Below are 21,931 nucleotides of genomic sequence, written 5' to 3'. Positions count from 1 at the left end.
CGGGCGGGGGCGTGAACGGGCAGGTGGGAGGGGTGGGCGGGCGCAGGCGCGCAGGTGTGCGGTGCTACCGTTCCGGCACCCCGGCCCCACACGGACTCCTGCGCTGCGCTCACCAGACGAAAGGGCACAGGACCATGACCGTGCCGCCGCCTTCCTCGCTGCCCTCCGGACCCTCCGGACCTTCCGGGCCCTCCGCGCCGTCCTCTCCGCCCTCCGGGCCTCCTGCTCCCGCTCCTCCGGCAGGCCCGTACGGCCCCGGGGGCGCCGGGGCCCCGCGGCCTCCGCTCAGCGGCCTCGCCGTCGGCTCGCTCGTGCTGTCGTCGCTCGTCTGCCTCGCGCCGCTGGGACTGGTCCTCGGCATCGTCGCGCTGGTGCGGATCCCCCGCACCGGCCGGCGCGGCAAGGGGCTCGCGATTGCCGGGACGGGCGTGGGCGGGGTGTTGGTCGTGCTGACCGCCCTGCTGCTGGTGATCGGTGGGGCGCGGTTCACCGTGTGGACGGAGGAGGGCGAGAGCCTCTTCGGCCCCCGGGAGCCGAAGGCGGGAACGCTGTTCGACCTGAAGGCCGGGGACTGCTTCGCGCCGGCGGGCGGGCTGTTCTCCGCACAGGAGGGCGAGGACCTGCGGATGACGGACCCGTCCGTCGAGATCGTGCCCTGCGACGGGCCTCATCCGGCCCAGGTGTACGGAACGTTCCGGCTGAAGGGCGACCACGCCATCTCCGACCCCGCCGCCATCGTCGCGCAGGCCTTCGAGGGCTGCGCGCCTCTGCTCCACGACTTCGCACCGGACACCTGGACCCTGCCGGCCGTCGAGTTCTCCTTCTACTACCCGGAGTCGGTCAGCGGGACCGGCGGGGACCGGACCGTGCGGTGCTGGCTGGGTGCGGAGGCCGGTCTGCCGGAGGCTTCGCTGCGGCAGGACCCCGGCACCTGGGACGCCGGTCAACTGGCCTATCTGAAGGCGATGCGGCCCTCGGACGAGGCCTGGTCGAGTGTTCCCGAGCAGGTGGACACCGATCTGGCCGCGGCCACCGCGTGGGCCGAGCGGATGGCGGAAGGCGGGGCCGAGTCGGCGAAGCTGCTGCGCGCGGTCGACGGCCTCCCGGCGCGGGCACGCGGCCCGGTCATCGCGCTCGCGAACCGGCTCGACGCCCTGTCCGGCATCCACCGGTCCGCGTCGAGGGCCGCCACCCGGGCGGAGTTCGACCAGCGCTGGGCCGTCGACGGCGACGAGGACGCGTCCGGCGAGGAGTGGGAGGCCCGACTCGTCCTGGGGCTGCCGGTGGAGGACGAGGAGGAGGACGGCGGGGAGCAGCAGGGGTGAGGTGTCCGCCCAGGTGTCCGCCCACACCTTGACCCTCCCCTTGCCCGGCGCCCCTCGCGCCGGAGCGCGCCACGCAGGACACTTGACCCCGACGCTTGGTATCTGACGCTTGGTATCCGACGTTCCGGAGCCCGAGGTCCGGAGCGCGGCATTCGGAGGGGGACACATATGCGGGACAGCCATCGGGCGGAAGCCGAGAGGCTGTTGGTGCGCGCCGTGGAGGAGGAGACGCGGCGCACCGGCGGACGGACCGATGCCGGTGCGCTGATGTCGCGGGCGCGGGCCGCGCTCGACACCATGGCCGCCAGCGCGGGCGAGGAGTACGCCGCGTACACGCAGGCACTGGACTCGGTCGCGGCGTCGGAGCGGCCGCTCTCGGAGCGGTTCAGCAGAGCGACGCTCGGAACGCCCATGCTGGTTACGGGAGTTGCCGCGGCCGCCGCGTTCGGCGCGGATCTCGCGCTCGGCGCGAACACCGGCCTGGCCCTCGGCGCGGGCGCGGTCGTCGCGGTGGCCGGCACGGCGACGACCGTGGCGAAGGCGACCGCCTCGCACTGGCCCGCCGCACACCGCCGCGCCGGGGCGGCCGGGCAGCCCGGCGGGGCGGAGCAGTTGCGGCTCCAGTGGCTGACCGCCCTGGAGGTACGGGGCATCCGTCCGTATCTGGACCAGCAGCGCATGCTGACGCCCGCCGCGCGCGCCCCGAAGAAGCAGACCGCCCCGGTGGGGCGCCAGTTGCGCGGCGGGGACCGCAGCGCGGCGGCCCGCACCCGGGTGGTGCTGGAGCAGTCCTTCGGGCATCTCCCGAAGTCGGAGGGGCCGTTCACCGGGCGGCGGGCCGAGCTGGCGCAGATCGCCCAGTGGGTGCACGCGGCCCGCGCCTCCACGCGGACCCGGCCGACGGTCGTCGTGCTGCACGGTGAGCCGGGGGCGGGGCGTACGGCGCTCGCGGTGCGGGCCGCCCACGCACTCAAGGACCAGTTCCGTGGTGCGTGCGTGGTCGATCTGCGCGGCCAGGTCGCCGGGGAGAGCCCGCTGCCGACCCGGGACGCGTTGCTGCACCTGTTGAACCGGCTGGGCGCGCCGCGCGAACAGTTGCTGTTCCGGGAAGGCGCTTCGGCCGGGCAGCAGGTGCGGCGGCTCGGCGAGCTGTACCACCAGCACCTCACGGGGACGCCGGTCACGATCGTGCTCGACGACGCGACGGACGCCGGGCAGGTCCGCACCCTGGTTCCGGAGCGCTCGGACAGTCTGGTGATCGTCACCGCCCGGGAGCCGTTGGAGCTGCCCGAGGACCTCCCGGCCTGGGTGCACCATCTGCCGGTCGGCCCGCTGGACGCGGCGGGCGCGGAGGAGCTGCTGCGCGAGGTCGCCGAGGAAGAGGAGGCCGGGCCCTACGACTACCCGTCCACGGACGCCGTCGTGGAGCTGTGCGGCGGGCTGCCGCTGGCGCTGCGGGTGGCGGGTTCCGCGCTGGGGGCGCGCAGTCGGCACACGCTGGCGGAGGACCTGGGGGCGTACGGGCCCGTGGACCCGGTGGAGCGGGCCCTGTGGCTGCGCTACACCGATCAGGGCGAGCAGGCCCGGCGGCTGCTGCGGCGGCTCGCGCTGGCGGGCCGGGCGAGCCTGGGTGCGGCAGCGGCGGCCTCACTCCTCGCGGCGGACGAGCAGGAGGCGGAGCGGCTGCTGACCGTGCTGGCACGGGCCGGGCTGCTCACCCGCGTACGGGGGTCGCGCTACCGGCTGCACGACCTGGTGCGGGCCTTCGCGCTGGCCCGGCTGCTGGACGAGGAGGAGCCGGCCGAGCGGACGGCGGCCCAGGAGCGGCTGCTGACGAACTACGCGGAGCTGGCCGACGCGGTGATCCGGATGGTCGACGGGAAGATGTCGACGCGGGCCGGGCAGTTCGGCTCGCACGGCTTCGGTTCGCTGGACTCGGCGCTGCGCTGGCTGGACGACGAGTCGAGCTTCATCACGGCGGCGCTGCGGCACGCGGAGGGCGTCGACCAGGGCACGGTGCTGCATCTGCTGGGCGCCCTGTGCGACTACTGCCTGCTGCGCGGCGACCTGTACCGCCTGGGCGAGATCAGCGAGCTGACGCAGGCCGTGGACCAGGGCCTGTTGGAGCGCTCGGTGCAGTGGCGTACGGGTATCGCGGCCCGGCAGCTCGGCGAGCTGGACAAGGCCCGCACCACGCTGTCCTCCGTCGTCGGGCTCTACCACGAGGCGCAGAACGACGCGGGCGAGGCGCTGGCGCTGTGCTCGCTCGGCATCACCCTGCACCACCAGGGCAATCTGACGGAGGCGGCGGCCCGGCTCGGCGAGGCGCTGGCGCTCCAGTCGTCCGAGGCGCAGGCCGAGGACCGGGCCTGGAGCCTGCACGCCCTGGCGGCCGTGGAGCGCGACCGGGGCGATCTGGCGAAGGCGTTGTCGCTGCTGGACGACGCGCTGCGACTGCACCGGGAGGGCGAGTCGCTGCACGGTGAGGCCTGGACGCAGTTCCAGCTGGGGCAGGTGCGGCTGCGGACGGGCGAGGTCGCCCCGGCCGAGGAGGCGCTGAGCACGGCCCTGGAGCTGTACGGGCGCACCCGCGACGGACGCGGCGAGGCGTGGGCGATCACCCAGCTTGCCCGGGCCCGGCTGGTGGACGGCGATCCGGCGGCCGCGCTGGAGCAGTTGCGGGACGCCCTGGCCCGGCACCGGGACAACGAGGACGCGCGCGGCGAGGCGTGGACCCTGTTCTATCTGGGCCAGGCCCTGGAGGAGGACGGGGACACCGATCAGGCGGTGCGTGAGCTGGAGCGGTCCCGCACGATGTTCTCGCGGATGCGGGACGTGTACGGGCTGGCGTGCGCCCGGCACCATTCGGGCCGGGTGACCCGGGACCAGCGGGCCGCGCAGACGGGCAACCTGCGCAATTCCGGGTTCGCCCGGCAGTTGCTGATGGACGCGCGGGCCGACTTCCGGCGGATCAAGGTGCCGTACGGGGAGGCGTGGGCGTGCGTGGAGCTGGCACTGATCGACGCGGGCAACGGGCGGGCGCCGCTGGCGCTGGAGCTGTGCGGTGAGGCGGCGGAGCTGTTCGCCTCGTACGGGGACGCGCGGGGCGGCGACTGGGCCCGGTTCCTGCGCTGCACGCTGCTGCCGTACGCCTCGCCCGGGGGCAGCGAGGTGGGCACGGTGGTGGCGCAGCAGGAGCTGGCCGAGCTGATGGAGGCCCGCCACACGGCGCGGGACGGCAAGCTGGAGCAGTCGGCGGCGGCGTTCGCGGTGGCCCTGGAGCGGGGCGTGGACCTGGAGGACGGCTGGCAGGCGTGGCGGCTCGGGCTCACCCCGACCCGCGCCGCCGGCCAGATCATGGGCGTCGCGGCGGAGCCGGCCCGGCCGTGACGACACGCCCGTCAGCCCGTCACGACGCGGACGTGACCGGGCGGGCGTGACCGGGCGGGCATGACCGGGCGGGCATGACCGGGCGTACGCGAACGGGGCGCGCGTTGGCCGGGGCGGGCGTACGCGAACGAGGCGTGACCGCGCGGGGCGCGCGCGAACGGGCGTCGCCGCGCCGGCATGCGCGAACGGGCCTCGGAGACCGTCGCCCGTTCGGTCACGGGCTGACGGGCGTCCGGCACCGGGGCCGGACGCCCTTCCCGTACGCGCGGCTCGGCGCGGGTTACTTCCGGGGTGCGGCCGCCCCGTCGGCGACGGGCTCGGCCGCCACCGCGTCCGGGTCGGGGGCTTCCTCGAAGTTCACCCGGCCCATGTGGCGGTTCATCGACTTCATCAGGGCCCACACGCCGACGGCGAGCGCCGCGAAGACGAGGAAGCCGAGGACGCCGGGGGTGACCTTGTTCTTGTCGAGCTCTTCGGCGGCGAGCGGGACGAGGTGCGTCAGTGCCTGGGTCGCGTACATATCAGGCATTGTCGCGGATGCCCGCGAAGAGGTCGCTCTCGGGGAGGGAGGTATCGACCAGAGACTTCGCCAGCTCGTACTCCTCGGTGGGCCACACCTCGCGCTGGATGTCCATCGGAACCCGGAACCAGCCGCCCTCGGGGTCGATCTGCGTGGCGTGTGCGATGAGCGCCTTGTCGCGGATCTCGTAGAACTCGTCGCAGGGAACGTGCGTGGTCAGCGTGCGTTCCACGCGCTCGAACTCCTCCCAGCGCTCCAGCCACTCGCCGTACGGGGACTCCAGGCCCCGGGCGAGGAGCGCCTCGTGCAGGGCGACGGTGCGCGGCCGGTTGAAGCCCTGGTTGTAGTAGAGCTTCTTCGGCTCCCAGACGGGGCCGAACTCGTCCTGCGGGAACCGCTCCGCGTCGGCCGCGCCGTCGAACGCGATCATCGAGATCGTGTGCGTCATGATGTGGTCGGGGTGCGGGTAGCCGCCGTTCTCGTCGTACGTGGTGATGACCTGCGGCCGGAACGCGCGGATCTTCGCCACCAGGCGCCCCGCGGCGACCTCGGGGTCCTCCAGGGCGAAGCAGCCCTCGGGCAGCGGCGGCAGCGGGTCGCCCTCGGGCAGCCCCGAGTCGACGAAGCCGAGCCACTCCTGCTGGACGCCCAGGATCTCCCGGGCCTCGTCCATCTCCTTCTTGCGCACCTCGTGGATGTTCTTCTCGATGTACGCGTCGCCCTGGAGCTTCGGGTTGAGGATAGAGCCGCGCTCGCCTCCCGTGCAGGTCACGACCAGCACGTCCACCCCCTCGGACACGTACTTGGCCATGGTGGCCGCGCCCTTGCTCGACTCGTCGTCGGGGTGGGCGTGAACGGCCATCAGCCGCAGCTGCTCAGTCAAAGCTCGATCCTCAGTCATGGGTCGCTCTGGTCGACCATGGGTCGGTCAGGTCGATCCGGGTCGCTGTCGAAGTCGGTCCGGGTCGTCGGTCCGGGTCTCTGTCTCAAGAGGCGCCGCGCCCGCGCGGCATCGGTGTGGGGCGCGGTCGGGTGACGGGCGGGCGGCTTCTATAGTGACTGAACGAGGGGCCGGAAAATTCCTCGATGCCCGGTCCGGAGGGAACGATCATGACGACGGTTCGCGAGGCCCTGCCCGAGGGGCGCTACGGCCGGACCGAGGATCAGCGTGCGGACCGCAAGCTGAAGATCGTCGGATCGGTCCTGGGCGTCGCCCTGCTCGGCGTGATCGGGTGGATCGGCTTCGACTACGTGGGCGGCCAGGGCATCAGCGCCGAGATGATCAAGTTCAAGGTCGTCTCCGACACGCGGGCCGATGTCCACCTGGAGGTCCGCAAGGACCGCGAGGGCCACGGCTACTGCCTGGTGCGGGCGCTCAGCGAGGACGGCTCCGAGGTGGGCCGCAAGGAGGTCCGTTTCGACCGGGCCGAGGACCGGATCGACGAGGTCGTGACCGTGGTGACCCGGTCCAGGGCGACCGCGGTCGAGCCGATGGGCTGCACCGCCGACGACGGCCCGCAGGGCTGATCCCTGCCGCACCCCCTGTGACCTGCGACGATACGGATCGCATCGACCGGGTGAGGGGTGTGACGGTTTACCTTCTCCCCCTTTTCCTGCGGAATTGTTAGGCTCGTGGTTTCGCCCACCCGCAGAGGCACATGCTTCTGGGTAGGGCGATGCTTTGTATTCCCAGCACTTCCCAGCACCGACGAGGAGCACCTGTGACCCAGACCAGCGAAAACGTCACCTGGCTCACGCAGGAGGCGCACAACCAGCTCAAGGCGGAGCTGGCACGCCTCACTGGTCCCGCGCGCACGGAGATCGCCGTCAAGATCGCGGCGGCCCGTGAAGAGGGTGACCTCCGGGAGAACGGCGGGTACCACGCGGCCAAGGAGGAGCAGGGCAAGATGGAGCTGCGGGTGCGCCAGCTGACCCAGCTCCTGGAGCACGCGAAGGTCGGCGAGGCGCCGGCCGACGACGGCGTGGTCGAGCCCGGCATGGTCGTCACGATCGCCTTCGACGGCGATGAGAGCGACACGCTGACCTTCCTGCTCGCCTCCCGCGAATACGCCAGCACGGAGATCGAGACGTACTCCCCGCAGTCCCCGCTCGGCCTCGGTGTGAACGGCAAGCGGACGGGCGAGGACGCGGACTACGAGCTGCCGAACGGCAAGACGGCCTCGGTGAAGATCCTGGCGGCGAAGCCCTACGCAGGCTGATACGGCCGCATCACGACGGTACGACGCACGGGAGCCCCGGCCATGAGCGGCCGGGGCTCCCGTGCGTCGTGTGCGTTCGCGTACGCCGTGTGCGCCGTACGCCCGGAACCCCCGGTGCGTCGCGTGTGCGCCGTACGCCCGGGGGCTCCCGTGCGTCGCCGCCCGCGCGCCCGGGCCGTTCCCGCGGGCCGGGTCAGGAGCAGTCGCCGGTGCGGCCGAGGGTCTTCTCGGGTGTCGCGCCGGGGCGGGTCCACTGCGGGGTGGGGCGGCTGGCCGGGCCCCAGCTCGCGGTCCCGTCCGCGTCGGTGCGCCAGTACCAGCAGGCCTGGCCTCCCTCACCCGGGTATCCCGCGCGGACGCTGCCGATCGCCGGCCGGCCCTCGGGCCGGTCCTCCCAGGCCTCGCCGCGGCCGAAGGGCGTCAGGTCGAGCAGACCGAAGGAGCCGTTGGCCGACTCGATTCCGCGGCCGGTCGTGGAGTAGGTGAGGAACACGCGCCCGCCGTCGCGCAGGAAGCAGGCGAGGTGTCCCATCTCGCCGCCGATCGGTGCCTCCAGGCCCCGCACCGAGTACCAGGGCTGGGTGTAGCCCATGAACGCGGTGTAGGCGGCCACCTCGTCCCAGGACCCCGTGGTCAGGACGGCGTACGAGACGCCCCGGGCGTTGAGGTAGACGGCGTCCCTCATGTGCCAGACCGCGTCGGTGCAGCCCTCGCACTGGCCCTGGTGCGGTGCGCCGTCGTACCACATGTGCTGGTAGACGACGAGCTCCCGGCGGCCCCGGAAGAGGTCCAGGAACGGGACCGGGCCCTCGGCCCCGACGACCTCGACCGTCCCGTCGACCTCCACCATCGGCAGTCGGCGGCGGGCCGCGGCGAGCGCGTCGCCCTGGCGGGTGTGGGCCTTCTCGCGGAGCAGGAGCTCGTCCCGGGCGGCCTGCCAGGTGTCACGGTCGACGACGGGCGGGGCGCCGGGCAGCTCGGCGGCCGGGTCGTCCGGTGCGGTGGTCATGGTGTCCTCCGTGGTGTCGCGTGTCGCGTGCCCGGCTTCAGGCGGAGGCCGAGCGGTACTTGCGGACGGCGAGCGTGCGGAAGACCACGATGATCAGCACGGACCAGATGAGCGAGGCCCAGACGGGGTGCTCCATCGGCCAGGCCCCCGTCACGGACTTCGGCACCCCGGCGATCGTGTTGCCGAACAGCTCGCGCGCCGCCTGGACCGTGGCGCTGAACGGGTTCCACTCGGCCACGTACTGGAGGAACTTCGGCATACCGTTGACGGGCACGAAGGCGTTCGAGATGAACGTCAGCGGAAACAGCCAGATCAGGCCGCCCGAGGTCGCCGCCTCCGGGGTGCGCACCGAGAGCCCGATCAGGGCGCCGATCCAGGTGAAGGCGTACCCGAGCAGCAGGAGCAGGGCGAAGCCCGCGAGCACCTTGCCGATGTTCTCGTGTGTGCGCCACCCGACGATCAGGGCGACGATCGCCAGCACGGCCAGCGTGATGGCCGTCTGGACCAGGTCCGCGAGCGTGCGACCGGTGAGTACGGCGCCACGCGCCATCGGCAGCGACCGGAACCGGTCGATGAGCCCCTTGTGCATGTCGTCGGCGATGCCCGCGCCCGCGCCGGCCGTGGCGAACGTGACCGTCTGCGCGAAGATGCCGGCCATCAGGAACTCCGTGTAGGCCGCCTTGCTGACGCCGGCCCCCGGAATGGCGATCGAGCCGCCGAAGACGTACGTGAACAGGACCACGAACATGACCGGTTGAATGACCCCAAAAAGGATCATTTCGGGAATTCTGGTCATGCGAATCAAATTCCGCTTGGCGACGACGAGAGAGTCCTTCACAGACTGCGTGACGCCTCCGGCGGGGCGGGGAGCCAACGAGGGGGCGTCCTTGGCGATCGCGCTCACTGGGTGTCCTCCTTGCCCCTGAAGTCGCGGAAACGTTCCGCTTCCGCTCCGTCGGCCTCCTCGTCCCCGTTCTCGTGGACCTCGGCCGCATGGCCGGTGAGGGAGAGGAAGACGTCGTCCAGGGTGGGCCTGCGCAGGGCGATGTCGTCGATCTCCACGCCCTGCGCGTCCAGGTCGCGGATGATCTCGGCCAGCAGCTTGGCCCCGCCGCTGACGGGGACGGTCAGCTTGCGGGAGAGCCGGGCGACGGAGACCTCGCCCTTGCCGAGGGCGGTCAGCACGGACCGGGCGGGCTCGATCTCGTCCGGGCGGTGCACGACGACCTCGACGCGCTCGCCGCCGGTGCGGGCCTTGAGCTCGTCGGAGGTCCCGCGGGCGATGACCTTGCCGTGGTCGATGACGCAGATGTCGTGGGCGAGGCGGTCGGCCTCTTCCAGATACTGCGTGGTCAGCAGCAGGGTCGTGCCGCCCGCCACCAGGTCCTCGATCACGTCCCAGAGCTGCTGCCGGTTGCGCGGGTCGAGGCCGGTCGTCGGCTCGTCCATGAACATCACGGGCGGCGAGACGACGAGCGCCGCCGCGAGGTCGAGGCGCCGCCGCATACCGCCGGAGTACGTCTTCGCGGTGCGGTCGGCGGCGTCGCCGAGGTTGAACCGGTCCAGCAGGACGCCCGCCCGGGCCTTCGCGTCCCGGGCGCTCAACTGGTAGAGCTGCCCGACCATCTGGAGGTTCTCCCGGCCGGTCAGATACTCGTCGACCGCGGCGAACTGGCCGGAGAGCCCGATCGAGCGGCGTACCTCGTTGGGCTTCTTCAGCACGTCGATCCCGGCCACGAACGCCGTGCCGCTGTCCGGGCGCAGCAGCGTGGTCAGCACCCGTACGGCGGTGGTCTTGCCCGCGCCGTTGGGCCCGAGCAGTCCGAGGACCGTGCCCTCGGGGACGTCGAGGTCGACGCCGTCGAGGGCTCGTACGTCGCCGAAGGTCTTCACCAGACCTTCGGCATGGATCGCACCTGGCATCGAGGGGCTCCCCCGTCACTCGCGGATCGTGTCGCCGGTGGCGGCCTTCCGGTCCGATCCTAGGATCGGTGCGCCGAAGCCGCCCGGTGAACGGGCACATCCCGGGTGCCCTGCGCGCGACGGGCCCACCCGGGCGGACTCCTCAGCCCATCACCCGGAAGCCCGCCGCCCGCAGCGCCGCCTCGACCTCAGCGCAGTGCTGCGGCCCCTTCGTCTCCAGGTGCAGGTCGACCTCCGCCTCGGTCAGGCCGAGGCGCGGGTCGGTGCGCACATGGCTGATGTCGAGGACGTTGGCGTCGGCCACGGTCAGCGCGGCCAGGAGGGCGGCCAGCGCCCCCGGGCGGTCGGTGAGGCGCAGCCGCAGGCTCAGGTAGCGGCCCGCGGCGGACATCCCGTGCCGCAGGATGCGCTGCATCAGGAGCGGGTCGACGTTGCCGCCGGACAGCACGGCCACCACCGGCCCGCGGAACGCCTTCGGGTCGCTGAGCAGCGCCGCCACCGGGCTGGCCCCGGCCGGCTCGACGACCAGCTTGGCCCGCTCCAGGCAGAGCAGCAGCGCGCTGGACAGCTCGTCCTCGGTGACCGTGCGGACCTCGTCCACCAACTCCTCGATCAGCCGGTACGGTACGTCGCCGGGCCGGCCCACCTTGATGCCGTCGGCCATCGTGGCCGGGGAGTCCAGCGAGACGGGGTGCCCGGCGGCCAGGGAGGGCGGGTAGCAGGCGGCGCCCTCGGCCTGGACGCCGACGATGCGGACGTCGGGGCGCAGGGCCTTCACCGCGACGGCGACGCCCGCGGCGAAGCCGCCGCCGCCGATGCCGAGGACGATCGTGCGGACCTCGGGGCACTGCTCCAGGATCTCCAGCCCGACGGTGCCCTGGCCCGCGATGATGTCGGGATGGTCGAAGGGGTGGATGAAGACCGCGCCGGTCTCCTCCGCGTACCGCTGGGCGGCGGCGAGGGTCTCGTCGACGACCTGGCCGTGCAGCCGCACCTCGGCCCCGTACTCCCGGGTCGCGGCGACCTTGGGCAGCGGAGCCCCGACGGGCATGAAGACCGTGGAGCGCACGCCGAGCAGGGACGAGGCCAGCGCGACGCCCTGGGCGTGGTTACCGGCACTGGCGGCGACCACCCCGGCCGCCCGTTCCACCGGGGTGAGGCCGGAGATCCTGACGTAGGCGCCGCGCAGTTTGAAGGAGCCGGTGCGCTGGAGGTTCTCGCACTTGAGGTGGACCGGGGCGCCGACCAGCTCGGTCAGATGGCGGCTGCCCTCCAGTGCGGTCACCCGCGCCACCCCGGACAGCATCTTCTGCGCGCCCCGGACGTCGTCGAGGATCAGGGCCGGGTGGCGGGCGGTCGCGCGGAAGCTCATGTCCGCAAGTCTCGCAGCTCCGGCCGTGCGCGGCAGGCTCGTCTCATGGCGGCCCGCGGTGGTGGGCCTGCGGTGGTGTCCGCAGGTTTGTGCGGCACTGGTACGCGTTGCCCCGGGGCCGCGTACTCTGTCCCCCACCCATCCGACACCGCACGAAGAGAGCCCCCGGCCATGCCCCCTCAGGACATGACGACTGCTGCGTCTCCTTCCGGGGGCGCCGTCCCCGAACACCCGGGCCCCGACCGCCTGCTGGACTCCCTCCAGCACCAGGTGGCGGTCTTCGCCCGCCGTGCCGAGCAGACCCGCCTCGGCGGTGTCGGCCAGGTCCGCAACTCGATGGACCGGGCGGCGTACCTGCTGCTGAACCGGCTGGACCGGGAAGGTCCGATGGGCGTCAAGGCGCTGGCGGCCGGGATGGGCATCGACTCCTCGACGGTGACACGGCAGGTCGCGCCGCTCGTCGACACCGGTCTGGTGAAACGGACTTCGCATCCGGAGGACGGCCGGGCCGTGGTGCTCCAGCTCTCGCCGCGCGGTCAGGCCCGGCTGGAAGAGGTCCGGGCCTCGCGGCGCGAGCTGATGTCCCAGGTGACGGACGGCTGGTCGCGGGAGGAGCGGGACACGTTCTGCGCCCTGCTCACCCGTTTCAACGGGTCGTTGGCCGCCCGGCAGGCCGCGTACCAGCCGCCGCAGTCCGACTGACGGGGCGCGGGCGGCGGCCGGCCCCGGGGGTCACGTCGGCCAGGTGCCCGTGACCCGCCTGGTCACCTGGGCGCCCGAGCGTTCGACGGCGGCCTTGACCACGGAGAAGATCGCCCCCTGTACGGCGGCGGCGAGGAGGATCTGCCGCCACGGGCGGCCCTCGTCGAGAGCGTCAGGCGCGTCGCCCTTGCCCTCGATGAGTTTCCACGTCCGCTTGAAGGCGGCGCCGGCGATCATCCCGCTGACAGCACCCAGGACCAGGCCGACCGGCTTGTAGGCGGTCTTGGACGCCTTCATCGGTTGCGTCCGCGGCTACGGCGTACCAGCAGGAAGGCGACCAGCAGGGCGCTGCCCGCGAGGAGCGGGGCGCGGTTGGCACGGACAGCCGTGGCGGCCCGCTCCGCCCTCTCCCTCAGAGGATCGGGAGTCTTCACCGCCGCGTACTGGCCGGCGCGCACCGTACGCTCCCGCAGCTGCGCGGTGACCCGCGCGGTCTCTTCCAGCACGGCGTCGGGTGTCCTCTCCTTCACCCGCTGCGCGGCCTGCTCCGTCAGGTGGCGCACACGGCCGGATGCCGTCCCGGCCTTCCCGGCGGCCCGCTCCTTCGCCGAGGCGACCTTGTCCTTGGCCTGCCCCTTGAGGTCCTCGGCCTGCCCCTTGAGGTCGGCCTTCGCCGCGAGCGCCTCGACGGTCTGCCCGAGCTTGTCGCGCGTTCGCTCCACCTGCTCGCGCAGTTCCTCAGGGGTGGGCGTGCCCGTGTTGTGCTGCGATGCGTCGTTCATAGGTGTGCCTTCTTCCTCGGGGCCGGGGCCGTGGTGCCTGCGGGTAGCTCAGCGCCTGCGCGAGCCGCCGATCCGGCTTCCGGCACCCACGCCCGCGACGTGCAGGGCGAGGAGCACGAGGCCGAGCAGCATCACATTGCCCGACGCGAACACGTCGTTGGTGGAAATGTCGGCGGCGTTGATGAGGAACGCGACGAAAAACAGTACTGCGGCTGCTATACCCAGCATGGGAGTTACTCCTTCGAGTCGTGCCGTCCGTGTGCCCGGCATCGGGAAAGGTAAGCCTCGATGCGGAACAGCCCCGAGTGCCGGAGTCAGTCAACGAGGCCTGTGAACCGACCTGGTGCAGGTTGCCCGGCTTCCCTGAAATCGGGCCGGAAAACAACCGATTCCGTGGGCGTATGCCGGATGGTCCGGGGCACGAGACCGACTCAACGGTTACTGGGGAAAAGGGTGGATCGCCAGGACGGGAGCGAGAGAGCGAACCAGTCACGACGCCGCCCTGAATACGTTCATTCCTTATCCATACGAACGAAGGAATTTTCCATGAGCGAGAACCTGTGGGGCTACCAGCCGAATGTCGGCCACACCGCCGGTACCGATCTGATCGGCTACAAGGTCGAGGCGACGGACGGCGCCATCGGCAAGGTCGACAAGCACTCCGACGATGTCACGTCCTCGTATCTGGTGGTCGACACCGGCGTATGGATTTTCGGCAAGCACGTTCTGCTCCCGGCGGGCACGGTGAGCCGGATCGACAGCGACGAGAAGAAGGTCTACCTCGACCTCACCAAGGACCAGGTCAAGGACTCTCCGGAATTCGACAAGGACAAGCACGTAGGCGACACGGAATTCCACCGCACGACCGGCGAGTACTACGGCCGCCACCGCCGCGTCTGACACGCCGGTCAGCGAAACAGCGGGGGGGGGGGGGGGGGGGGGGGGGGCCGCCCCCCCCCCCCGGGGGGGGGGGGGGGGGGGGCCCACCCCCCCCCCCCCCCCCGGCCCCCCCCCCCCCCCCCCCCCGCCCCCCCCCCCCCCCCCCCCCCCCCCGGGGGGGGGGGGCGCCCCCCCCCCCCCCCCCCCCCCCCCCCGCTGTTTCGCCGGTACGCCACCGCACGGAAGTCCTCCGTGCGGTGCCCTGTGGGTTCGGGGCCCGGCCCTTCCCGGGCGCGCTTGCCCGCACCCACCGCGTCCGGACTCTTGACCGGGGCGGTGCGCCGGGGCTCGTATGTGGTCCATGGCAGAGCGGGCTACCCACCGGGACCGGCTCCGCGCCCTGGAGTTCGAGGCCTTCGTGGCGGGCGCGGGCGGACGTCTGCTGCACACGGCGACGCTGCTCACCGGCGAACCGTCGCAGCCGCCGGGCGCGTATGTGCGGGCCGAGCGACTGCTGCACGCGGCACTCGCCCGTACGTACGCCGGCTGGGACGGGCTGCGCGGCGGTGACCCCTACGACCTGGCCCGCCGGGAGCTGGCCCTCCGGTTCGCCCGGGAGGCCCGGCGCCACCAGCGGCCGCGCGGCGGTCCGCTGGACCGGCTGACCCCGATCGAGCGGCTCGTCCTCGTCCTGCGGCTGTACGAGGAGGTCGGCGAGGAGCAGACGGCGGCGCTGCTCGGGCTGCCGGGCGACCGGGTCCGCGCGGTGTGCGCCCGGGCGGTGGCGGCGCTGCGCGCGCCGAGGCGTGGCGCGGGTCCGGGGCCGGCGCCCGCGCACCGTGCGGCCGGACCGCGGCCGGACCCGGGCTCCCGGGCGACACCGTGAGCGGCGACCGCCGGGACCCGCGCGAGGAGCAGGTCCGCCGGATGCTGGACGGCCCGCACCCGGTCCTGCCGCCGGACCTGGCCATGCGGGCGGTCCGGCACGGCGGGCGGCGGCTGCGGTGGCGCCGGGCGGTGCGGCGGACGGTGGGCTGGGCACTGGCCGTGGCGCTCGTGGCGTTCCTCGTCTGGGCCGGGGTCGAGCAGCCGTGGGCGACCGAGCCCGCACAGGTCACTCCCCCGTTGGAGGGCTGGTGAGCCGTTGGGGTCCGGGGGCGACGCGCCTACGCTGGAGGGGTCGAGCGAGCCGAGGAGGCCGTGATGACCAGGAAGGTCGCGGACTGCCGCAACTATCCGAGCGAGACGAACTGCACCCTCGCCATCACCGGTGAGGAGGACGAGGTCGTCCGGGCCGCGAGCGAGCACGCCGCGTCGGTCCATGGGCACGAGGACGGCCCCGCACTCCGCGAGCAGGTCAGGGGCATGCTGGAGGACGAGAAGGCGGGCGTCTGACACCTGACGTCCGACATGTGAGGGGCGCCCGCCGGTTCCGGTGGGCGCCCCTCGTCGTTTCCGGCGGGTCAGCCCAGCGCCTGGGTGAGGTCGGCGATCAGGTCGTCGCCGTTCTCGATGCCGACGGAGAGCCGCACCAGGTCGGCCGGCACCTCCAGCGGGGAGCCGGCGGCGGAGGCGTGCGTCATCCGGCCGGGGTGCTCCAGGAGGGACTCCACACCGCCGAGGGACTCGCCGAGTGTGAAGAGCTTCGCCCGGTTGCAGACCTCGACCGCCGCCTCCTCGCCGCCCGCGACGCGGAAGGAGACCATGCCGCCGAAGGCCTTCATCTGCTTGGCGGCGACCTCGTGGCCGGGGTGTTCGGGCAGGCCCGGGTAGAGGACCTGGGAGACCTTGGGGTGCCGGGTCAGCAGGTCGGCGACCTTGGTGGCGTTCTCGGTGTGCCGGTCCATCCGGACGGCGAGGGTCTTGATGCCGCGCAGCACGAGCCAGGCGTCGAAGGGTCCGGCGACCGCGCCCATGGCGTTCTGGTGGTAGGCCAGTTCCTCGGCGAGTTCCGGGTCGCTGACGACGAGCGCGCCGCCTACGACGTCGGAGTGGCCGCCCATGTACTTCGTGGTGGAGTGCACGACGACGTCCGCGCCGAGCGCGAGGGGCTGCTGGAGGTAGGGCGAGGCGAAGGTGTTGTCGACGACGAGGCGGGCCCCGGCCTGCCGGGCGACCTGGGCCACGGCGGCGATGTCGGTGATGCCGAGCAGCGGGTTGGACGGGGTCTCCACCCAGATCGCCTTGGTCCGCGGGGTGAGCGCGGCCCGTACGGCGGCCACGTCCGAGGTGTCGGCCACCGAGAACTCCACGCCCCACCGCGAGGCGACCTTCGCGAACAGCCGGAACGTGCCGCCGTAGGCGTCGTTCGGGATGACCACGTGGTCGCCGGGGGTCAGCAGCGTACGCAGGAGGCAGTCCTCGGCGGCGAGGCCGGAGGCGAAGGCGAGGCCGCGGCGGCCGCCTTCGAGGGCCGCGAGGTTCTCCTCCAGCGCGGTGCGGGTCGGGTTGGCGCTGCGGCTGTACTCGTAGCCGCCGCGCAGTCCGCCGACGCCGTCCTGCTTGTACGTGGAGACCTGGTAGATCGGCGGAACCACCGCGCCGGTGAGGGGGTCGGCGGTGTTCCCCGCGTGGATGGCGAGGGTTTCGAAGCTGTGCTGGTCGCTCATGAGGCCCGAGCGTAGTTCGTGCGGAGGGCCCTTACCGGCCACTCGCCGCTCCGGGGACAATGGGGTCATGGAGATTCTGTTGTTCCTGCTCGCGATGTGCTTGTTCGCGGCGGTCATCGGCCCCTGGGTCATGCGCCGCCGGGGCGGTATCCGCCAGGTCGCCCCCGGTTCGCCGGACGCCGCCGACCCGGACACGTACGGCTTCGCCCGCCAGGAGGAGCTGGACGTCCGGATGCCGGGCCCCGACCAGGACCTCCTGGACGTGCTCGACGTCGTCCAGGGCACCCAGGACTGGCGGGCGGCCGCCCAGCTGCTCGCCGGTACGCCGAAGGAGGGCGAGGTGCGCTGGCAGCGGATCCAGGCCTTCGCGGGCGCGGCCTCGCTGGAGCTGGCGCAGCGGCCCGGGGCGGGCGGCGCGTGGCTGCGCAACTGGCGCGCGGAGTCCCCGAAGGACGCGGGCGGTGCGGCGGTGCACGCGGAGTTCCTGGTGCAGCAGGCGTGGCGGTCCTCGGCGGCGGGGAGCGACGACTTCCGGATCATCCTGGAGGAGGCCCGTACGGTCTGCGGCGAGGCGGCCCTCCTCGCGCCGGGCGACCCCGTTCCGTACATCGTGGAGCTGGCGGTGGCCCGGGGGCTCGGCTACACCCCCGAGCAGTTCGACCAGCTCTGGGCGAAGATCATCGACCGGGCTCCGGCCCACATGGGCGCGCACATCGCCGCGCTGCACTTCCACTCCGAGAGGTGGCACGGCTCGCGCAAGGACGCCGAGGCCTTCGCCACGGCCGCCGCCGCCCGCGCCCCGCAGGGTTCGCTGCTCGCCGCGCTGCCGCTGTTCGCGGTGTACGAGCACCTGCCGGAGGTCAACCTCGTCCAGGGCTTCTACCGGGGCCAGGTGGTCACCAGGGCGGTCGAGGGCGCGATGTTCGCGGTGCACGCGGCGCGGTCGGACGATCCGATGCTGGCCCATGTCCGCCACCTCCTGGTGCTGTTCCTGGTCCACATGGAGCGCTGGTCGGAGGCGATGCACCAGTTGATCCGGATCGACGGCCACGTGGGCGCGCTGCCGTGGACGGCGGACGCGGACCCGGCCGCGCAGTACACGGTCTACCGGGCGCTGGCGGTCGCCGGGTACGAGGCGAACGGCGGCAGTCCGGCGACGCTGCCGCACTGACCGCTTCCGTACGGCTGCACTGACCGCTTCCGCACGGCCGCGCTGACCGCTTCCGCACGGCCGCGCTGACCGCTTCCGTACGGGATCACGGCCCGGCGGGCGCGGGTGCGGGGGCTCTGCCGACCGCCGTGGTCACCAGCGCACCGGCCACGAGAGCCGCGCCGGTCCCCATGACCGCCGTGACGCCGATGCCGTCGGCGACCAGCCCGCCGGCCAGCGCCCCGAGCGCGATGGCGGCGTTGAACACCGCGACGAACAGCGAGGAGGCGGCCTCGCGGGCGTCGGGCGCAGCGAGCAGCACCCAGGTCTGGGTGGCCACCGAGACACCGCCGTAGCCGAGGCCCCAGACCGCCATCAGTACGGTCGCGAGGGCCGGGGAGCCGCCCAGCCACGGCAGAGCGGCCAGGGTGAGCGCCAGGACCGTGCCGATCACCAGCAGCGTCGTGCGCGGTGTGCGGGCGGCTCCGGCCCCGGCGAGGAAGTTCCCGGCCACGCCGGCGATCCCGTACACCAGGAGCAGGGCGCCGATCGTGCCCGCGCCGACGCCGGAGACGTCCTCCAGGACCGGCCTGACGTAGGTGTACGCGGCGAAGTGCCCGGTGACCAGGAAGCCGACGACGAGGAGACCGGTTCGCAGCCGGGGGTCCCGGGTCAGCCGCAGCACCCCGCCGAGCGGAACCGTCCGCTCGGCGGGCAGACGGGGCAGCAGGAGCGCCGCAGCGACCAGCACCACGGCCCCGAGCGCGGCGGCCGCCAGGAACGCGGCGCGCCAGCCCACGAGATCGCCGAGGTACGTTCCGGCGGGGACGCCCAGGACGGATGCCACGGCGATGCCGCTGAAGACCAGGGAGGTGGCGGCGCCGGCGGACTTCGCCGGGACCAGGCGCACCGCGAGCCCGGCGGCGACGGCCCAGACGCCGCCCATGCCGACGCCCACCAGGACGCGGGCGACGACCATGGTCGGGAAGTCCGGCGCCCAGGCCGCACCGAGGTTGCCGGCGACCAGCACCGCGACCAGCACGCACAGGGCCGTACGCCGGTCGGCGCGGCCGAGCAGCGGGACGAGGGCGGGGGCCGAGAGGGCCGCGACGAGACCGGTGATGGTGAGCGTCAGACCGGCCACGCCCTCCGGGACGCCGAGCGAGCGGCCCATCGGCGTGAGCAGCCCGACGGGCAGCATCTCGGACGTGACCACCGTGAACGTGGCGAGCGCGAGGGCCACCACCCCCGGCCAGCCGTGGGGCACGGGCGTCGGCCGGGCGGCCGGGGCGGTCGAGGGTTCGTGAGCCTGTGTCATGCCTCCAGCCAATCGGGGGCGGTGGACGGGAACAACGGCCGAACTCTCATCCTTCTATGAGCTGGACTCATCGATCCGGACCAGGGAGGCGGGGGACACGTGAGCAACCCGGAGATCCGGGAGCTGGAGGCCTTCCTCGCGCTGGCCGAGGAGCTCCACTTCGGCCGGGCCGGGGAGCGCCTCTACCTCTCGCAGAGCCGGATCAGCCAACTGCTGCGGGCCCTGGAGAGCCGGATCGGCGGCCGGCTGGTCGACCGCACGAGCCGCCGGGCCCGGCTCACCCCGCTCGGCGAACAGCTCCACGCGGGTCTGCGTCCCGCCTTCGACACGATCGTCACGACGATCGACGAGGTGCGGGAGGTGGCGCGGGGTCTGGGAGGCGTGTTCCGGATCGGTTTCCAGGGCACGGCGAACGATCCGTTCCTGCGGGCGGTCACGGCCTTCAGGGAGGGGCATCCCGACTGCGCCGCCGAGATCGTGGAGATCCCGCTGTCCGACCCGTTCGGCGCGGTGCACCGGGGCGAGCTGGACGCGGCGGTGGTGCTGATGCCGGTCCGGGACGACGCGCTGGTGATCGGTCCGGTCTTCTCGGCCCGGCCGCTGACCCTCGCCGTCTCCGACCGGCACCCGTACGCGCGCCGCCCCGGCATCGACGCGGAGGAGCTGGCGGGCTGCCCGCTCATCGGCGTCTCCGGGGCCGCCCCGGAGTACTGGCGGCTGGCCCAGGCCCCGGTCGTCACGCCCGGCGGCACCGCGATCCCGGCCGGGCCCGCGGTGAGCAGCCTCCAGGAGGGGTTGGCCCTGGTGCGGGCGGACCGGGGCGCGATGCTGCTGTGCGACCCGACGGCGGACTACTACGGCAGTCACGCGGTGGCCTTCGTCCCGGTGACCGGCCTCCCGGACTCCTCGCTCGCGCTGGTGTGGCACCGGAACCACGAGACGGCCAAGACGCGTGGGTTCGCACGGGCGCTGGCGGACGTCGCCGAGGACGCCGCGACGACCGGATGAACGACCGGATGAACGACGGGATGAACGACCGGGGCGGGGGCCCGGGACCAGCCACGGCGCCGCAGTCCCTGGCGCCCAGGCCCGGCGCCGCAGGCCCGGCGCCGCAGTGCCAGTGCCCGGCCCCCTCGCCCCGGACCCGGCCGCGCCCCGGAATCCCGGCGGCCGCTCCCGTGTTGTACGTACCGAACACCGACCCCCGGAGGAGCCCCCGCATGTTCCTGAACCACCGCACCCCCGAGCTCCCCACCCCGGAGCAGGCCCTGCGCGGCCGCCCCGTCCCCGAATTCACCGTCCCCTCCCGTCACACGGTCCTCGGCAACCCGCTGGTGGGCCCCTACCCGGAGGGCCTGGAGGTGGCGGACTTCGCGCTGGGCTGCTTCTGGGGTGCGGAGCGGAAGTTCTGGCAGACCGAAGGCGTCTGGACGACGCTCGTCGGCTACCAGGGCGGCTACACGGAGAACCCCTCGTACGAGGAGGCCTGCTCGGGCCTGACCGGGCACACGGAGGCGGTACGCGTGGTCTTCGACCCGGCCGTCGTCCCGTACACGGAGCTGCTGAAGCTCTTCTGGGAGTCGCACAACCCGACCCAGGGCTTCCGCCAGGGCAACGACGTGGGCACCCAGTACCGCTCCGCGATCTACACCCACTCCCCCGCCCAGGCCACGGCCGCCGACACCTCCCGTGAGGCGTACCAGAAGGTCCTGACGGCGTCGGGCCACAAGGAGATCACCACGGAGATCCTCCCGGCCGAGGGCCGCCCGTTCTGGCCGGCGGAGGCCTACCACCAGCAGTACCTGGACAAGAACCCGGGCGGCTACTGCGGCATCGGCGGCACGGGCGTCTCGTGCCCGATCGGTGTGGCCCCGGTCGAGGGCTGATCCCCGGGCCCGGGTCCTATGCCTCCCCCTCCCCCTCCCCCTCCCCCTGGCCGAGCATCGCCGGAAGCACCCGGCGCAGCAGCCTGACGAACAGGGCGTCCCGGTCGGCGAGGTCGGCCGTGGGCGGTGCGCCGGCCGCGGTGAGGGCGGCGAGCAGGTGCGGGTGGCTGCCCTCGGCGGCGACGGCGGCCAGGTGGGCCGCCTGGGCGGACCGGTCGCCGCCGCCCGTCGCGCCACTCCCGCGGCGGGCGAAGAGGACGGCCAGTCCGCCGAGGAGGCCGACGGCCTCCAGCTTCTGCCCGGCGGTGCCCGGCGCGGGGGCCAGGATCCCGAGCGCGTGGTCGAGGTAGTCGATCGCGTGCGGGCCCAGCACCTCGCCGCGCCGGTCGTTCAGATCGGCCAGCCACGGGTGCCGGACATGGGCGTCCCTGGACTGGAGGGCCAGGCCGACGAGATCGTCCAGCCAATCGCCGGTGGTCCCGCTGCCGCCCGTGGCCCCGCTGCCGCCGGTGGCCCCGGAGAGGTCCAGTTCGCCCGCGACCGCGTCCGCCATGAGGTCCAGCAGCTCGTCCCGGCTCCCGACGTAGCGGTAGAGCGAGGCAGGCCCCGTGCCCAGACGCTGCGCGAGCGCGCGCATCGACACCGCGGCCAGGCCCTCCTCGTCGGCGAGGGCGAGAGCGGCCGCCGTGATCTGGGTGCGGCTGCGTTCGGGTGCGGGGCCGCGCGCGCCCCGCTCGGGGCGTGACCAGACGGTCGTCGGCCCGGTCTCGCGATCGGCCACGGTCCGCCACCTTTCCTTCAGGTCCCCGTCCGGGGTCCGGAACTGGCTGTAGTCTAATACTGCGAA

General features: G+C 73.3%; 24 protein-coding genes. 12 read left to right on the top strand and 12 right to left on the bottom strand.

The window, feature by feature from the left end; all coding sequences use genetic code 11:
- Positions 1-134 precede the first annotated feature (134 nt).
- Positions 135-1,325, top strand: a complete 1,191-nt coding sequence (locus tag ACIRJT_RS03375) for a DUF4190 domain-containing protein (protein ID WP_403903803.1) — start codon at positions 135-137, stop codon at positions 1,323-1,325.
- 168 nt (positions 1,326-1,493) lie between these two features.
- Positions 1,494-4,715, top strand: a complete 3,222-nt coding sequence (locus tag ACIRJT_RS03370) for a tetratricopeptide repeat protein (protein ID WP_403903800.1) — start codon at positions 1,494-1,496, stop codon at positions 4,713-4,715.
- Positions 4,716-4,995: 280 nt separating this feature from the next.
- Here ACIRJT_RS03370 and ACIRJT_RS03365 read toward each other — a convergent pair whose 3' ends face one another.
- Both ACIRJT_RS03365 and mca read right to left on the bottom strand, forming a co-directional pair.
- On the bottom strand, positions 4,996-5,235 hold the full coding sequence (locus ACIRJT_RS03365; protein ID WP_050360173.1) for a hypothetical protein: 240 nt from the start codon (positions 5,233-5,235) through the stop codon (positions 4,996-4,998).
- A gap of 1 nt (position 5,236) precedes the next feature.
- The gene (gene mca / locus ACIRJT_RS03360; protein WP_403903798.1) at positions 5,237-6,118 is read right to left on the bottom strand and encodes a mycothiol conjugate amidase Mca; all 882 of its coding nucleotides are present in this window, start codon (positions 6,116-6,118) and stop codon (positions 5,237-5,239) included.
- A gap of 227 nt (positions 6,119-6,345) precedes the next feature.
- On the opposite strand from mca, the gene ACIRJT_RS03355 reads away from it, so the two are divergent.
- Positions 6,346-6,762: a DUF4307 domain-containing protein gene (locus tag ACIRJT_RS03355; RefSeq protein WP_371625568.1), complete on the top strand. Its 417-nt coding sequence runs from the start codon at positions 6,346-6,348 to the stop codon at positions 6,760-6,762.
- A gap of 194 nt (positions 6,763-6,956) precedes the next feature.
- The gene (gene greA, locus ACIRJT_RS03350; protein WP_403903794.1) at positions 6,957-7,454 is read left to right on the top strand and encodes a transcription elongation factor GreA; all 498 of its coding nucleotides are present in this window, start codon (positions 6,957-6,959) and stop codon (positions 7,452-7,454) included.
- A gap of 193 nt (positions 7,455-7,647) precedes the next feature.
- On the opposite strand, the gene ACIRJT_RS03345 is transcribed toward greA, so the two are convergent.
- From ACIRJT_RS03345 to ilvA, 4 genes are all read right to left on the bottom strand, one after another.
- Positions 7,648-8,463 (bottom strand): DUF899 family protein, encoded by an 816-nt coding sequence (locus tag ACIRJT_RS03345; protein WP_403903792.1) that lies wholly within the window; start codon positions 8,461-8,463, stop codon positions 7,648-7,650.
- A 37-nt stretch (positions 8,464-8,500) separates the two neighbouring features.
- Positions 8,501-9,367: an ABC transporter permease gene (locus ACIRJT_RS03340; RefSeq protein WP_403903790.1), complete on the bottom strand. Its 867-nt coding sequence runs from the start codon at positions 9,365-9,367 to the stop codon at positions 8,501-8,503.
- Positions 9,364-10,386 (bottom strand): ATP-binding cassette domain-containing protein, encoded by a 1,023-nt coding sequence (locus ACIRJT_RS03335; protein WP_403903787.1) that lies wholly within the window; start codon positions 10,384-10,386, stop codon positions 9,364-9,366. Before ACIRJT_RS03335 ends, ACIRJT_RS03340 begins: the two co-directional genes overlap by 4 nt.
- Positions 10,387-10,528: 142 nt before the next feature.
- On the bottom strand, positions 10,529-11,758 hold the full coding sequence (gene ilvA / locus ACIRJT_RS03330; protein ID WP_403903784.1) for a threonine ammonia-lyase: 1,230 nt from the start codon (positions 11,756-11,758) through the stop codon (positions 10,529-10,531).
- A 171-nt stretch (positions 11,759-11,929) separates the two neighbouring features.
- On the opposite strand from ilvA, the gene ACIRJT_RS03325 reads away from it, so the two are divergent.
- Positions 11,930-12,460, top strand: coding sequence for a MarR family winged helix-turn-helix transcriptional regulator (locus ACIRJT_RS03325; RefSeq protein ID WP_403903781.1), 531 nt, complete (start codon positions 11,930-11,932; stop codon positions 12,458-12,460).
- Between the two features lie 30 nt (positions 12,461-12,490).
- On the opposite strand, the gene ACIRJT_RS03320 is transcribed toward ACIRJT_RS03325, so the two are convergent.
- Genes ACIRJT_RS03320 through ACIRJT_RS03310 form a run of 3 tightly spaced genes read right to left on the bottom strand, consistent with a single transcriptional unit; the run spans position 12,491 to position 13,470 of the window.
- Entirely contained in the window at positions 12,491-12,757 is a 267-nt protein-coding gene (locus tag ACIRJT_RS03320) for a DUF4235 domain-containing protein (protein WP_403903778.1), read from the bottom strand.
- Complete coding sequence (locus ACIRJT_RS03315; protein ID WP_403903775.1) at positions 12,754-13,242, bottom strand: DUF3618 domain-containing protein; 489 nt, start codon at positions 13,240-13,242, stop codon at positions 12,754-12,756. Before ACIRJT_RS03315 ends, ACIRJT_RS03320 begins: the two co-directional genes overlap by 4 nt.
- Positions 13,243-13,290: 48 nt before the next feature.
- Positions 13,291-13,470: a hypothetical protein gene (locus ACIRJT_RS03310; protein ID WP_403903772.1), complete on the bottom strand. Its 180-nt coding sequence runs from the start codon at positions 13,468-13,470 to the stop codon at positions 13,291-13,293.
- A gap of 318 nt (positions 13,471-13,788) precedes the next feature.
- On the opposite strand from ACIRJT_RS03310, the gene ACIRJT_RS03305 reads away from it, so the two are divergent.
- The 4 genes from ACIRJT_RS03305 to ACIRJT_RS03290 all read left to right on the top strand — a co-directional run bounded on the left by ACIRJT_RS03305 (position 13,789) and on the right by ACIRJT_RS03290 (position 15,516).
- A complete protein-coding gene (locus ACIRJT_RS03305; protein WP_403903769.1) occupies positions 13,789-14,142 on the top strand; it encodes a PRC-barrel domain-containing protein in 354 nt (117 codons plus the stop codon).
- Positions 14,143-14,482: 340 nt separating this feature from the next.
- Positions 14,483-15,007, top strand: coding sequence for a sigma factor-like helix-turn-helix DNA-binding protein (locus ACIRJT_RS03300; protein ID WP_403903766.1), 525 nt, complete (start codon positions 14,483-14,485; stop codon positions 15,005-15,007).
- A complete protein-coding gene (locus ACIRJT_RS03295; protein WP_403903764.1) occupies positions 15,004-15,261 on the top strand; it encodes a hypothetical protein in 258 nt (85 codons plus the stop codon). Before ACIRJT_RS03300 ends, ACIRJT_RS03295 begins: the two co-directional genes overlap by 4 nt.
- Positions 15,262-15,324: 63 nt before the next feature.
- Positions 15,325-15,516 carry a DUF1059 domain-containing protein gene (locus tag ACIRJT_RS03290; RefSeq protein ID WP_403903760.1) on the top strand — a complete coding sequence of 64 codons (192 nt, stop codon included), beginning with the start codon at positions 15,325-15,327 and terminating at the stop codon, positions 15,514-15,516.
- 68 nt (positions 15,517-15,584) lie between these two features.
- On the opposite strand, the gene ACIRJT_RS03285 is transcribed toward ACIRJT_RS03290, so the two are convergent.
- Positions 15,585-16,730 (bottom strand): cystathionine gamma-synthase, encoded by a 1,146-nt coding sequence (locus ACIRJT_RS03285; RefSeq protein ID WP_047178470.1) that lies wholly within the window; start codon positions 16,728-16,730, stop codon positions 15,585-15,587.
- A gap of 67 nt (positions 16,731-16,797) precedes the next feature.
- On the opposite strand from ACIRJT_RS03285, the gene ACIRJT_RS03280 reads away from it, so the two are divergent.
- Positions 16,798-17,901, top strand: coding sequence for a hypothetical protein (locus ACIRJT_RS03280; protein ID WP_403903756.1), 1,104 nt, complete (start codon positions 16,798-16,800; stop codon positions 17,899-17,901).
- Positions 17,902-17,986: 85 nt separating this feature from the next.
- Here ACIRJT_RS03280 and ACIRJT_RS03275 read toward each other — a convergent pair whose 3' ends face one another.
- Positions 17,987-19,198: an MFS transporter gene (locus ACIRJT_RS03275; RefSeq protein ID WP_403903753.1), complete on the bottom strand. Its 1,212-nt coding sequence runs from the start codon at positions 19,196-19,198 to the stop codon at positions 17,987-17,989.
- 99 nt (positions 19,199-19,297) lie between these two features.
- Between ACIRJT_RS03275 and ACIRJT_RS03270 the strand changes: the two genes are divergently transcribed.
- Both ACIRJT_RS03270 and msrA read left to right on the top strand, forming a co-directional pair.
- Positions 19,298-20,206 carry a LysR family transcriptional regulator gene (locus ACIRJT_RS03270; RefSeq protein WP_403903751.1) on the top strand — a complete coding sequence of 303 codons (909 nt, stop codon included), beginning with the start codon at positions 19,298-19,300 and terminating at the stop codon, positions 20,204-20,206.
- Between the two features lie 212 nt (positions 20,207-20,418).
- Positions 20,419-21,084: a peptide-methionine (S)-S-oxide reductase MsrA gene (gene msrA, locus ACIRJT_RS03265; protein ID WP_403903748.1), complete on the top strand. Its 666-nt coding sequence runs from the start codon at positions 20,419-20,421 to the stop codon at positions 21,082-21,084.
- A 16-nt stretch (positions 21,085-21,100) separates the two neighbouring features.
- On the opposite strand, the gene ACIRJT_RS03260 is transcribed toward msrA, so the two are convergent.
- Positions 21,101-21,865, bottom strand: coding sequence for a TetR/AcrR family transcriptional regulator (locus tag ACIRJT_RS03260; RefSeq protein ID WP_403904456.1), 765 nt, complete (start codon positions 21,863-21,865; stop codon positions 21,101-21,103).
- Between the last annotated feature and the right edge of the window lie 66 nt (positions 21,866-21,931).

Source organism: Streptomyces sp. NPDC102283 (assembly GCF_044766265.1).
GTDB lineage: Bacteria > Actinomycetota > Actinomycetes > Streptomycetales > Streptomycetaceae > Streptomyces.
Note: the sequence above shows the minus strand (reverse complement) of the source record. Positions and strands in the feature narration are given on the sequence as shown.

Coding starts and splice junctions, on each gene's coding strand:
- ACIRJT_RS03375 (WP_403903803.1), top strand. CDS start 135: ATGACCGTGCCGCCGCCTTCCTCGCTGCCCTCCGGACCCTCCGGACCT.
- ACIRJT_RS03370 (WP_403903800.1), top strand. CDS start 1,494: ATGCGGGACAGCCATCGGGCGGAAGCCGAGAGGCTGTTGGTGCGCGCC.
- ACIRJT_RS03365 (WP_050360173.1), bottom strand. CDS start 5,235: ATGTACGCGACCCAGGCACTGACGCACCTCGTCCCGCTCGCCGCCGAA.
- ACIRJT_RS03355 (WP_371625568.1), top strand. CDS start 6,346: ATGACGACGGTTCGCGAGGCCCTGCCCGAGGGGCGCTACGGCCGGACC.
- ACIRJT_RS03345 (WP_403903792.1), bottom strand. CDS start 8,463: ATGACCACCGCACCGGACGACCCGGCCGCCGAGCTGCCCGGCGCCCCG.
- ACIRJT_RS03335 (WP_403903787.1), bottom strand. CDS start 10,386: ATGCCAGGTGCGATCCATGCCGAAGGTCTGGTGAAGACCTTCGGCGAC.
- ilvA (WP_403903784.1), bottom strand. CDS start 11,758: ATGAGCTTCCGCGCGACCGCCCGCCACCCGGCCCTGATCCTCGACGAC.
- ACIRJT_RS03325 (WP_403903781.1), top strand. CDS start 11,930: ATGCCCCCTCAGGACATGACGACTGCTGCGTCTCCTTCCGGGGGCGCC.
- ACIRJT_RS03320 (WP_403903778.1), bottom strand. CDS start 12,757: ATGAAGGCGTCCAAGACCGCCTACAAGCCGGTCGGCCTGGTCCTGGGT.
- ACIRJT_RS03315 (WP_403903775.1), bottom strand. CDS start 13,242: ATGAACGACGCATCGCAGCACAACACGGGCACGCCCACCCCTGAGGAA.
- ACIRJT_RS03310 (WP_403903772.1), bottom strand. CDS start 13,470: ATGCTGGGTATAGCAGCCGCAGTACTGTTTTTCGTCGCGTTCCTCATC.
- ACIRJT_RS03305 (WP_403903769.1), top strand. CDS start 13,789: ATGAGCGAGAACCTGTGGGGCTACCAGCCGAATGTCGGCCACACCGCC.
- ACIRJT_RS03300 (WP_403903766.1), top strand. CDS start 14,483: ATGGCAGAGCGGGCTACCCACCGGGACCGGCTCCGCGCCCTGGAGTTC.
- ACIRJT_RS03290 (WP_403903760.1), top strand. CDS start 15,325: ATGACCAGGAAGGTCGCGGACTGCCGCAACTATCCGAGCGAGACGAAC.
- ACIRJT_RS03285 (WP_047178470.1), bottom strand. CDS start 16,730: ATGAGCGACCAGCACAGCTTCGAAACCCTCGCCATCCACGCGGGGAAC.
- ACIRJT_RS03280 (WP_403903756.1), top strand. CDS start 16,798: ATGGAGATTCTGTTGTTCCTGCTCGCGATGTGCTTGTTCGCGGCGGTC.
- ACIRJT_RS03275 (WP_403903753.1), bottom strand. CDS start 19,198: ATGACACAGGCTCACGAACCCTCGACCGCCCCGGCCGCCCGGCCGACG.
- msrA (WP_403903748.1), top strand. CDS start 20,419: ATGTTCCTGAACCACCGCACCCCCGAGCTCCCCACCCCGGAGCAGGCC.